Genomic DNA, 9938 nt, shown 5'->3' with positions numbered 1-9938 from the left:
TCCGCACCGCCGAACGGCGCGCGATGCGCGCCCGACATCGGCGGGAGAGACGCCGGAGCACGCGCCAGGCGCCATGTAGCGCGGCGCGCGTCGTCCCCGGCGCCTGCGCGGGAATGGACGACGGCTTCCACGGGATGGCGCGATACGGGATCCGCGCCCCTCGTGGCTCCGTCACCCGACTGCCTCGGTGGACGCCACGCCAGGTTAACGCGCCGGTGCGCCACCATCGGAACACCCTGAAGTCACACACGAAGGACCTGACCGAATGACCGATATCGTCGAGACCACCGAGACCGAAGCGGAGCCGCGCGCCCAGGCGATGGCCATGGCCGCCGCCAAGAAGACCGCGCGCAAGCCGGCCGCGAAGAAGGCCGCGCCGAAGAAGGCTGCCGCCAAGAAGCCGGCCGCCCGCAAGGCCGCGCCGAAGAAGGCCGCTGCCAAGAAGACCACGGCTCGCAAGGCCGCGCCGAAGAAGGCCGCTGCCAAGAAGACCACGGCCCGCAAGGCCGCGCCGAAGAAGGCTGCCGCCAAGAAGACCACGGCTCGCAAGGCCGCGCCCAAGAAGGCCGCTGCCAAGAAGACCACGGCTCGCAAGGCCGCGCCGAAGAAGGCCGCTGCCAAGAAGCCCGCAGCCCGCAAGGCCGCGCCGAAGAAGGCCGCTCCCTCCGCGCGTTCGGAGGCCGCGAAGAAGGCCGCAGCGACCCGCGCCGCGAAGCGCGCCGCCGCCGCCGCTGCCGCCGCCGCGCCGTCGGCCGACAGCGCGTCCTGATCCAACCGCCGATCCCGGCGTAGGGGGGCGCCACCCGCAAGGGTGGCGCCCTTCGCGCGTCTATCGGGTGCCTCAAGCGCCGGGCGCCGGCTCCGCCGGCTTGGCTGCGCCGCACATGCGGCGGGCCGCCTTCGCGGCCTCGGCCCGCTTCGCGGACCGCATTGTCGCGCTATCCTTGCTTCATGTCGCTGCAGATCCGCCCCTCGCCGCGCGTAGAGCGCCATCGCCTGACGCCGCTCTTCGCCGCCTATGGGGCGGAGATGCGGGAGACGCTCGCCGGAGCGACTGTGGCTTCACCGGAAGCACAAGCGTCCCTGCTCGCGGAGCATCCCGCGGCCGAGGTGCTGGTGGCGGAGCGTGACGGCGCGGCGCTGGGCTTCGCGGTTCTGTTCGACCTGCCGGAGATCGTCTTCGCCCGTCGCTGCGGGCAGCTCGACGACCTCTTCGTGCTGCCCGCCGCGCGCGGCCAGGGCATCGCGCGGGCGCTGATCGAAGAATGCTGCGCGCTCGGCCGCGAACGGGGCTGGAGCCATCTGCGCTGGATCGTGCCCGAGGGCGACGCCGGCGCCATCGCTCTCTACGAGCGCATCGCCGCCCGCGCCGACTGGCGCAGCTACGTCATCCGCCTCGATCCCGCGGCGTCACTCTGACGGCTCCCTCTCCCGCTTGCGGGCGAGGGTTGGGGTGGGGCCGCGCCACATTGCCTGGCGGCACGCCCTGGTCAGCCGAAGGTCTTTAGCAGGTCGTCCACCTGCGCGGGCGTCAGGCGCCGCACACCCGGCACGTCGCGCAACAGCAACGCAAGCCGCGCCGCTTCCTCCAGCTCCTCCGCCGCGTAGACGGCGTCGCGCAGCGTGGCGCCGCTCACCACCGGGCCGTGGTTCGCCAGCAGCAGCGCCTTCGCCACCTTCGCCGCCTGGAACACCGCCGGCTCCATCGCGCCATCGCCGGGCCGGTAGTAGGCGACGCAGGGCAGGCGGCGCCCGATGCGCATGACGAAGTAGGGTGTCAGTGGCGGGATCTCCGCATCGCCGCCTTCGGGCGCGATGCACGACACGGCTGTCGCGTAGGTCGAATGCAGGTGCACCACCGCACCCGCCTCAGGCCGCGCCGTAAGCACCGCGCGGTGCAGGAACACCTCCTTGCTCGGCTTGTCGCCCGAGACATGCGACCAGTCCGGCGCCAGCTTGCTGATGCGCGCCGGGTCCAACCGCCCGAGGCAGGAATTGGTGGGCGTCATCAGGTAGCCGTCCGGAAGGCGCACGCTGATGTTGCCCGCCGTGCCGACCGAGTAGCCGCGCTCGAACAGGGACTTCCCGAGCTGCGCCAGCTCCTGCCGAAGCGCCGTCTCCGTCATGGCCCAAACGCCTTCAGGAAGAAGTCGCGTGCGCCGAAATTGCCGCTCTTCAGCGCAAGATGGATGCCGGCCGGTGCGGCACCCGCCGCGGCGCGGCTTTCCGCAAAGGTCCAGGGCACGCCGGGGTCGATCTCCGCGCCGATGCGCAGCGAGGTCACGCCGAGACGCTGCACCACCGCGCCCGAGGTCTCGCCGCCCGCCACCACCAGCCGCGTCACGCCGCGCGCGACGAGTTCCGCCGCGACGGCAGCGAGCGCCTCCTCCACCAGCAAGCCGGCGGCGTCGCGTCCGAGCTTCTGCTGCAGCGCGGCAACCCGCTCGGGCGGCGCGCTGGCGGCGATCACCACGGGCCGCTCGGCGGAGAGCTTGCCGTCCATCCAGGCGAGCGCCTGCTGCGCCAGCGCCCGGGCATCCGGCGTGGCGAGCGCGTCGAGCTCCAGCACGGGCACATGGTCGCGGGCGAAGCCGATCTGGCCGAGCGTCGCGCGCGAGCAGCTGCCTGCCACCACCGCGCACAGCCCCTCCGCCTGCGGCAGCGCCGCCGCGTCGCTCCGCTCCGCCAGCAGCCCCGCCGCGCGGAAGTTGCCCGGCAGCCCCATCGCCACACCCGATCCGCCGGTGATCAGCGCATGGTTGGCGCAGGCTTCGCCGATGGCGTGCAGATGCGCATCGCTGACCGCGTCGAGGATGGCGTATCGCCGGCCGCCTTCCGCCAGCTTCGTCATCTCCCGCCGGATCGCCGCCGCGCCCTGCTCGACCACGGCGAAGGGCACCAGGCCCACCGCGCCGTCGGTCTGGCGCGACAGGACGCGCACCAGGTCGGAATCCTTCATGGGCGTCAGCGGATGGTTCTCCATCCCGCTCTCGCTGAGCAGGTGGGCGCCGACGAAGAGGTGACCCTGGTAGATGCTGCGGCCATTGGCCGGGAAGGCGGGGCAGGCGATGGCGAAGCCCGCGCCGAGCCGCTTCAGCAGCGCATCCGCCACCGGGCCGATATTCCCTTCGTCGGTGCTGTCGAAGGTCGAGCAGTATTTGAAGAAGAGCTGCTGCGCCCCGGCAACGAGCAGGGCCTCCGCCGCCGCCACGCTTTCCGCGACGGCCTGCGCAACCGGCGCGGTGCGCGACTTCAGCGCGACGACGATGGCGTCGGCCTCCGGCAAGGGGCCGGTCGGAACGCCGATCACCTGCACGCAGGTCATGCCATTCTTCACGAGCATGGAGGCAAGGTCCGTCGCGCCGGTGAAGTCGTCCGCGACGCAGCCGAGCAGCAGGGGCATTGTTTCCGTCCCTAGAGAGGCGAGCCGTCCTTGCGGCTGTAGCGCCACATGCCGTCGCTGCCCATCTCCGCATGCAGGTCGTCGTCGGGATAGGCGACGACATCGCCGGGCGAGCGGTCGCCGATCTCGAGGTAGACCACCGGCCGGTCGCTGCGGTTCACCAGGCAATGCGCGTCGCCGCTGCCGGCCTTGAAGCCTGCGCACACACCAGGGCGCAGCGGCGTGTCGCCGGCATCGGTCACCAGGGTCGGCTCGCCTTCCAGGATGTAGACGAACTCGTCCTGCGTGCGGTGGGCGTGCCGAAGCGCCGACGCGGCGCCGGGCGCGAGCGTGGTCAGGTTCACGCCGAAATTCGCCAGGCCGAAGACATCGCCGAGCACGCGCTTCTCGCGCCCCTCGACCTTGCGGCGCAGGTCCTGCGGGTAGCCGGACGGCCCCTTGGGCTGCGCTTCGGTCGCAATGATGGCAATCGGCGTGCTGGCCATGATCTTCCCCCTCAGCCGCGCGGCAGGCAGAGCAGGTCGGCGTGGCCCACGCGCGCGGTGAGGCGAAGGTCGCGCGCCTGCATCGTGCGGTCCACCATCCACTGGGCGATGCGGCCTTCAAACCGGCGTTCCCAGCCCTGCGCGGCGCGCGCATGCCCCTCGGCGAGTTCCAGTGCCATGCGGGGCGCGCTGCGCGGCACGACCCAGTCGGAGGCGGCGCGCAGCACCTCGTAGCCCTGCGCCTCGAACGCCTCGGCGATTGCCGCAGGTGCCTTCGCGCCCAGCGCGATGCCGCCGAATCCCTTGTCGCGCGCCTGGTCGCGGGCGAAGCCGCGCGCCACCAGCGCGTCGTCGCGGTGCGGGGGGCCGAAACGCTCGCGACCCGTCACGTTGAGCGCCGCGTAGAAGGGCAGGCGGCGGGCGGCGCAGGCCTCGGCCATGCGCTCGATCCAATCCTGGCTGACCAGGTCGCAGAGCGCGGTGTTCACCACCGCATCGACCGCTTGCAGCGGCAGGTTGCCCGGCGCCTCGCGCAGATCGGCGACCAGCCCTTCCACCCGCCAGGCGCCGCGCGGGCTGTGCACCAGCAGCGTGCGCCGGCCGGGGAACGTGGCGCCCCAGCCGGCGGCCTGCGCGCGCTCCGCGATGGTGTCGAAGGCGCGCTCGATCAGCGCCGCATCCGCATCCACCAGCGTCCAGGCCTGGGCACGGCCGACGAAATGGCCGAGCCAGCGCAGCAGCGCGCCGGTGCCGGCGCCGAGATCGAGGATGCGCGGCCGTGCCGGCAGCGCCTGCGAAAGCCGCAGCGCGAGGCCCGCGTCGCGCGCGGCGGCATCGAAGGGCTCGCGCAGGTCAAGCCAGTCGCCGTCGAAGCTCTCGGTCATGCGCGCTCGATCTCGGCCACAAAGTGCGCCGCGCGGTCCTGCCAGCGCGGCAGGCGCTGTCCGGCTTGCCAGGCGGCCTCCGCCATCTCCGCGCGCAGCGCCGTGTCGAAGATGGCGCGGCGCATCGCCTTGCCGAGCGAGACCACGTCGCCCGGCGGCGCCACCACGCCCGCCTCCACCGGCACCAGTTCGGCGAGCGCGCCGCCGGCGGTGACGGCGACGGGGACGCCGCGCGCCAGCGCCTCGGCCACCGCCATGCCATAGCCCTCCCAGTGGGAGGCGAGGGCGAAGAGGTCCGCCTTGCGCCACAGCGCATCCAGCGCCGCGGCATCCACCTCGCCCGCGAAGGTCACGCGCTGCGCGACGCCCAGCTCCTCGGCCAGCGCGGCGAGGCCATTGGCGAAGACCTGGTCGCGCGCCCCGCCGGCGATGGTGAGCGTCCAGTCCAGGTCGAACAGCGTCGCCAGCGCGCGGATCAGCACGTCATGGCCCTTGCGCGGGATCAGCGCGCCGACCGAGAGGATGGCGCAGCCCTCGCCCCCGCCTTCGCTGCGCGCCGACGGATCGGTGCCCGGCTCCACCACGCCGACGCGGGCGGGATCGACGCCGAATTCCGGCTCCAGCCGGCGCGCGGTGAGCGTGCTGGTCGTGACCAGGCGCGCCATGCGCGGGAACAGCGCCTGCTCCGCGGCGCGCAGCGCATCGCGTATTTCGCCGGGATTGCCGTGTTCCAGCGCGGTGGGGTGGTGGATAAGCCCGACGGCGCGGCGCTGCACCAGATCCTCGGCGAAGGGCGCAAAGGCGGGTAGGCCGAGGCCGTCGATCACCAGGCGCGTCTCCATCGGGATCGCATCCAGCGCGGCGCGCGCGGCTTCGGTCGCGGCCGCGTCGGGCAGCGGATGCCGCCCCGGCAGTTCCACCACCCGCACCTCGTGGCCGAGGCCGCGTAGACCCTCCACCAGGCGCCGGTCGTAGATGTAGCCGCCGGAGATCGTGTCGAACGGCCCCGGCACCAGCAGCGCGATGCGCATGGCGCTCAGACCGGGCCTTCGAAGGCCGCCCAGGCGATGTGGCTCTCGCGCAGCAGCACCTTGATGCCGCTCACGCCCTTGCCGCCATCGCCCAGCCGCCCGTCGCGGCAGGCGGCGGCGAGTTCCTGCTGGATGTGCAGGCATAGGTATTCGGTGGTGGTGTTCTTGCCCGCGAAGACGCCTTCGTCATCCAGGTTACGGTAGTCGATCGGGGCGAGGATGGCGCGCAGCACGTCCTTGGCCAGGCCGATATCGATCAGCAGGTGCAGCTCGTCGAGCTTCGGCGCGCGGAACTCCGCCTCCACGATGAAGGTGGCGCCGTGCAGCTTCTGCGCGGGGCCGAAGGCTTCGCCGCGGAAGCTGTGGGCGATCATGATGTGGTCGACGACGGTCAGGCTGAACATCGCAGCGCTCTCTCACTCTATATATAGGTGACGACGGGACAGAGAGGTTGGGGCGCGCCGGCATCCGGCAACAGCACCGAACCGATCCGTGCCGGCAATTCGCTGAAGGGGATGTCCGGCCCGAGCAGCGCGTCCAGCCGCGCATCGTCCAGCAGCGACAGCGCGAGCGCCAGCCGCTCCCCATGCGTGCGCCGTCCGCGCATCGCCGGCGCCACCGCGCCGACCTGCGTCGAGACCAGCGACAGGCGCTTCGCGTGGAAGGCCTCGCCCAGCGGCAGCTCCACCGCGCGGTCGCCGAACCAGGAGGCCTCGACGATCCGCCCTTCGAAGCCGCAGCGCGTGAGCGCGAGGCGAAGGCCGGCGCCGCTGGCGGAGGCATGCACCACCAGGTCGCGGTCGCCCGGCGCGTCGTCGGGCGCGCAGAAGCGCGCGCCGAAGCCTTCGACCAGCCCGCGCCGCGACGCGTCCAGGTCGCAGACGGCGAGGTCCAGCCCCGGGATGCGCGCCAGCAGGAAGGCCGCCAGCAGCCCGACCACGCCGGCGCCGACGACCAGGACGCGCTCCCCGACCAGCGGCCGCGCATCCCACAGGATGTTCACCGCGGTTTCCATGTTGGCGGCCAGCACCGCGCGGCGATCCGGCACCGCATCGGGGATGGGGATGCACATGGCGGCGGGGGCGAGGAAGGCGTCGTGGTGCGGATGCAGGCAGAAGACGCGGCGGCCGCGCAGCGCCGCCGGCCCGTCCTGCACCACGCCCACCGCGGCGTAGCCGTAGGAGACGGGGAAGGGGAATGCGCCCTGCATCAGCGGCGCGCCCATCGCGCCCCACTGGCTTTCCGGCACCCGGCCCGTGAAGACCAGCCGCTCCGTCCCGCGGGAGATGCCGCTGGCGCGCGTGACGACCAGCGCCTGGTCCGGCGCGGGCGCGGGCAGGTCGTGCTCGCTGATCTCGCCCATGCCCGGCGCGACGGTCCAGAACGCCCGCGCCTTCATGCCGCGCACACCGGCGGCCGCGCGCGGTCCAGCGCGACGTCGCAGAGGATGTCCTCGCCGAGCGGATGCACCGTCCAGGCGAAGCGCAGCCCGTCCGCGATGCGCGCCGCCTCGGGCAGGCTGAAGGCGGGGATGCCGGAGCCGAGGATCACTGGCGCCACGGTGATGTGCAGCCGGTCCAGCAGCCCCGCCGCGAGAAAGGCCGAGACGGTCCGGCCGCCGCCCTCCACGAAGATGCGCCGCAGGCCCCGCTCGGCCAGGGCGCGCAGCAGGGCGGGCAGGTCGAGCCCGTCGCCCGCGCGGGGGATGCGCAGCACCTCCGCCTTGCCATGCGTCGCCGGGCCATCGGTGGCGGCGACCAGCAGGGTCGGCGCGGCATCGTCGCGGAACACGCCGAAGCTGGTCGGCAGGCGGCGATGGGCGTCGAGGATGACGCGCACCGGGTTCGGCCCCGTCGCCTCGCGCGTCGTCAGCCGCGGGTCGTCGTGCCGCACCGTGCCGGCGCCCACCAGCACCACGTCGCACAGCGCGCGCAGCCGGTGGGTGTGCAGGATGTCGCCCTTGCCGCCGATCCATTGCGAGGCGCCGGCCGCCGTCGCGATGCGCCCATCCAGCGTCTGAGCCAGGCGCCCGATCACCCGGCAGCCGTCAGCCGCGGTCGGTGCCGCCAGCACCGGGCCGAACAGCGCGCCCAGCGCGCCCTGCGGCACCGGTGCGCCATCGCGCGCGGCCAGCAGCGCGCGCCATTCGTCGTCCGGCTTGGTAGGGTCGGCCATGCGGCCGCAGCTATGCCGAAGCGGCGCGCCCTCGGCAATCGCAGCGGGCGATCAGGCTCGTGACAGCACCGACATCGCCGCGCCGCGCCCCTCCCGCATGCGGCCGCGCGCGCCGTAGGTACCGGGACCCGGCGGCCTGGCGGCGCCGGCGATGGTCTCGATCACGCGCGATTGCAGGGCGATGGCGCGTTCGAGCAGGCGGCGGTTCTCGGCCGTGAGTTCCTGCAGCCCGGCCGCGATCTCCTCCGCCCGCGCCCGCTCCGCACCCTCGGTACGCGAGCCGAGCTTGCGGGCTGCATCGTAGGCGGCGGCGAAGGCGTCCGCGGCCTGGCGCTTGCCGCGCGCCAGTTCGCCCGCGGCGGCGAGATCGAGCCGCGCCAGCGCCTCGTTCTCCGCGCGCAGCGCCTCCATCAGGCGCTGCGCGGCGTGCATCAGCGAATCGATCATGCGTCCTGTCCTTGTCCTTGCCGTTCCTGGGCACGCAGCAATTCGCGATAGACCGCCTCGCCGATGCCGAAGCCGCCGGCGCGCGTCATGTCGCGGGCGATGGCGTCGACCAGCATCGGGCGCCACTGCGCCTCCGCCTGGCCGCCGCCGAAGGGGCCGTCGGTCGGCAGGGTGGCGAAGACCGGCTGGAACATCGCGGCCACCGCCTGCGCCTCGAATTCCTGCGCCACGCGGCGCAGCGTGCCATGCGCGGCGGGCGGCGCCTGGGTCAGGCCGTTCAGCGTCGTGGGCATCGCGCGGGTCCTCCCTTCATCGCACTTCCAGCTCGGCCTGCAGCGCGCCGGCGGCCTTGATGGTCTGCAGGATGGTGATCAGGTCGCGCGGCCCGACGCCGAGGCTGTTCATGCCCCGCACCAGGTCATCGAGCGTCACGCTGCCGCGCAGCACGCCCATGCGGCGCTCACTCTGGTCGTCCACTTCGATGTTGGTGCGCGGCACCACCGCGGTCTGGCCCTGCGCCAGCGGGTTGGGCTGGCTGACCTGCGGCGTCTCGGTGATGCGGATGGTCAGGTTGCCCTGCGCGATGGCGACGGTGCTGATCCGCACATTCGCCCCCATGACGATGGTGCCGGAGGCTTCCTCGATCACCACGCGCGCGATCTGGTCGGGCTGCACGCGAAGCTGCTCGATCTCCGCCAGCAGGCCGACGGCGTCGCGCCCCGCCAGCCCCACGATCACGGTGCGGGGGTCGGTGGCTTCCGCCAGGCCGCGCCCGCCGAAGCGGTTGATCGCGGCGGCGATGCGGCGCGCCGTGGTGAGATCGGGGTTGCGCAGCGAGAGGCGGATGCGGTCGCCCTGGGCGAAGCGGAAGGCGACCTCCCGTTCCACCACTGCGCCGGAGGCGATCCGCCCGGCAGTCGGCACGCCACGCGTGACGCTGCCGGCCGCGCCCCGCGCGGCGATGGCGCCGGTGGAGACGGTGCCCTGTGCCACCGCATAGACTTCTCCGTCGGCGCCGAGCAGCGGCGTCACGAGAAGCGTCCCGCCGGTGATGTTGGTGGCGTCGCCCAGCGTGGAGACCGCCACGTCGATCCGGGTGCCGGGGCGGGAGAAGGCCGGCAGGCTCGCCGTGACGATCACCGCCGCGATGTTCTTGGTGTCCAGCCGGGCTTCGTGGTCGCGCGTGTTCACGCCCAGCCGCTCCAGCACGCCGATCAGCGACTGCCGGGTGAAGGCCGAGGAGCGCAACCGGTCGCCCGTGCCGTTCAACCCGACCACAAGCCCGTAGCCGACCAACTGGTTGTCGCGCACGCCCTCCACATCGGCGATGTCCTTGATGCGGACCTGCGCGAGCGCCGGCGTGCCAAGGCAAGCCAGCAGCGCGAACACGCAGGCAGCGAGCGCCCAGGCGCCCCGCCGGATCCTGTCGCTCATCCTCGGGCAAGGTTTTTCGGCCACGCTCCCCTCCATGCCGCGCGACGCCTGCGGCACGCCGCCGGAGCATCCCTCCGCA

13 protein-coding genes are annotated in these 9938 nt (G+C 73.2%); 2 read left to right on the top strand and 11 right to left on the bottom strand.

The features are described from left to right. The first annotated feature begins 265 nt into the window (after positions 1–265). Both E4T13_RS05170 and E4T13_RS05165 read left to right on the top strand, forming a co-directional pair. The gene (locus E4T13_RS05170) at positions 266–769 is read left to right on the top strand and encodes a histone H1-like repetitive region-containing protein (protein ID WP_206030070.1); all 504 of its coding nucleotides are present in this window, start codon (positions 266–268) and stop codon (positions 767–769) included. Positions 770–951: 182 nt separating this feature from the next. Then, positions 952–1419: a GNAT family N-acetyltransferase gene (locus E4T13_RS05165; protein WP_137177135.1), complete on the top strand. Its 468-nt coding sequence runs from the start codon at positions 952–954 to the stop codon at positions 1417–1419. A 71-nt stretch (positions 1420–1490) separates the two neighbouring features. Here the strand turns inward: E4T13_RS05165 and E4T13_RS05160 are convergent, their stop codons facing one another. From E4T13_RS05160 to E4T13_RS05110, 11 genes are read right to left on the bottom strand one after another with little or no spacing between them, the layout of a single operon-like run. Then, positions 1491–2126 (bottom strand): aldolase, encoded by a 636-nt coding sequence (locus E4T13_RS05160; protein ID WP_137177134.1) that lies wholly within the window; start codon positions 2124–2126, stop codon positions 1491–1493. Then, entirely contained in the window at positions 2123–3403 is a 1281-nt protein-coding gene (otnK, locus tag E4T13_RS05155; RefSeq protein ID WP_137177133.1) for a 3-oxo-tetronate kinase, read from the bottom strand. The genes E4T13_RS05160 and otnK overlap by 4 nt, the downstream gene beginning before the upstream one ends. Before the next feature lie 11 nt (positions 3404–3414). Then, positions 3415–3888 (bottom strand): cupin domain-containing protein, encoded by a 474-nt coding sequence (locus E4T13_RS05150; protein WP_137177132.1) that lies wholly within the window; start codon positions 3886–3888, stop codon positions 3415–3417. Between the two features lie 11 nt (positions 3889–3899). Further along, positions 3900–4772, bottom strand: a complete 873-nt coding sequence (locus tag E4T13_RS05145) for a class I SAM-dependent methyltransferase (RefSeq protein ID WP_137177131.1) — start codon at positions 4770–4772, stop codon at positions 3900–3902. Continuing rightward, positions 4769–5803, bottom strand: a complete 1035-nt coding sequence (locus tag E4T13_RS05140; RefSeq protein WP_137177130.1) for a glycosyltransferase family 4 protein — start codon at positions 5801–5803, stop codon at positions 4769–4771. Before E4T13_RS05140 ends, E4T13_RS05145 begins: the two co-directional genes overlap by 4 nt. Positions 5804–5808: 5 nt before the next feature. Then, on the bottom strand, positions 5809–6207 hold the full coding sequence (locus E4T13_RS05135; protein ID WP_137177129.1) for a 6-carboxytetrahydropterin synthase: 399 nt from the start codon (positions 6205–6207) through the stop codon (positions 5809–5811). A 17-nt stretch (positions 6208–6224) separates the two neighbouring features. Then, on the bottom strand, positions 6225–7202 hold the full coding sequence (locus tag E4T13_RS05130; protein ID WP_137177128.1) for a zinc-binding alcohol dehydrogenase: 978 nt from the start codon (positions 7200–7202) through the stop codon (positions 6225–6227). Continuing rightward, positions 7199–7978, bottom strand: a complete 780-nt coding sequence (locus tag E4T13_RS05125; protein ID WP_137177127.1) for a RibD family protein — start codon at positions 7976–7978, stop codon at positions 7199–7201. The genes E4T13_RS05130 and E4T13_RS05125 overlap by 4 nt, the downstream gene beginning before the upstream one ends. Before the next feature lie 51 nt (positions 7979–8029). Then, complete coding sequence (locus E4T13_RS05120) at positions 8030–8425, bottom strand: flagellar export chaperone FlgN (RefSeq protein ID WP_137177126.1); 396 nt, start codon at positions 8423–8425, stop codon at positions 8030–8032. Then, positions 8422–8718 carry a rod-binding protein gene (locus E4T13_RS05115; protein WP_137177125.1) on the bottom strand — a complete coding sequence of 99 codons (297 nt, stop codon included), beginning with the start codon at positions 8716–8718 and terminating at the stop codon, positions 8422–8424. The genes E4T13_RS05120 and E4T13_RS05115 overlap by 4 nt, the downstream gene beginning before the upstream one ends. Before the next feature lie 16 nt (positions 8719–8734). Then, positions 8735–9859 (bottom strand): flagellar basal body P-ring protein FlgI, encoded by a 1125-nt coding sequence (locus tag E4T13_RS05110; RefSeq protein WP_137177124.1) that lies wholly within the window; start codon positions 9857–9859, stop codon positions 8735–8737. Positions 9860–9938 lie beyond the last annotated feature (79 nt).

The organism is Roseomonas sp. AR75, assembly GCF_005222815.1.
GTDB lineage: Bacteria > Pseudomonadota > Alphaproteobacteria > Acetobacterales > Acetobacteraceae > Falsiroseomonas.
This window is presented reverse-complemented; position numbering and strand designations above follow the sequence as displayed.

Excerpts from the sequence above, each read along its gene's own strand:
- E4T13_RS05165 (WP_137177135.1), top strand. The coding sequence starts at position 952 with ATGTCGCTGCAGATCCGCCCCTCGCCGCGCGTAGAGCGCCATCGCCTG.
- E4T13_RS05120 (WP_137177126.1), bottom strand. The coding sequence starts at position 8,425 with ATGATCGATTCGCTGATGCACGCCGCGCAGCGCCTGATGGAGGCGCTG.
- E4T13_RS05140 (WP_137177130.1), bottom strand. The coding sequence starts at position 5,803 with ATGCGCATCGCGCTGCTGGTGCCGGGGCCGTTCGACACGATCTCCGGC.
- E4T13_RS05160 (WP_137177134.1), bottom strand. The coding sequence starts at position 2,126 with ATGACGGAGACGGCGCTTCGGCAGGAGCTGGCGCAGCTCGGGAAGTCC.
- E4T13_RS05115 (WP_137177125.1), bottom strand. The coding sequence starts at position 8,718 with ATGCCCACGACGCTGAACGGCCTGACCCAGGCGCCGCCCGCCGCGCAT.
- E4T13_RS05135 (WP_137177129.1), bottom strand. The coding sequence starts at position 6,207 with ATGTTCAGCCTGACCGTCGTCGACCACATCATGATCGCCCACAGCTTC.
- otnK (WP_137177133.1), bottom strand. The coding sequence starts at position 3,403 with ATGCCCCTGCTGCTCGGCTGCGTCGCGGACGACTTCACCGGCGCGACG.
- E4T13_RS05170 (WP_206030070.1), top strand. The coding sequence starts at position 266 with ATGACCGATATCGTCGAGACCACCGAGACCGAAGCGGAGCCGCGCGCC.
- E4T13_RS05125 (WP_137177127.1), bottom strand. The coding sequence starts at position 7,978 with ATGGCCGACCCTACCAAGCCGGACGACGAATGGCGCGCGCTGCTGGCC.
- E4T13_RS05145 (WP_137177131.1), bottom strand. The coding sequence starts at position 4,772 with ATGACCGAGAGCTTCGACGGCGACTGGCTTGACCTGCGCGAGCCCTTC.
- E4T13_RS05150 (WP_137177132.1), bottom strand. The coding sequence starts at position 3,888 with ATGGCCAGCACGCCGATTGCCATCATTGCGACCGAAGCGCAGCCCAAG.
- E4T13_RS05130 (WP_137177128.1), bottom strand. The coding sequence starts at position 7,202 with ATGAAGGCGCGGGCGTTCTGGACCGTCGCGCCGGGCATGGGCGAGATC.
- E4T13_RS05110 (WP_137177124.1), bottom strand. The coding sequence starts at position 9,859 with ATGAGCGACAGGATCCGGCGGGGCGCCTGGGCGCTCGCTGCCTGCGTG.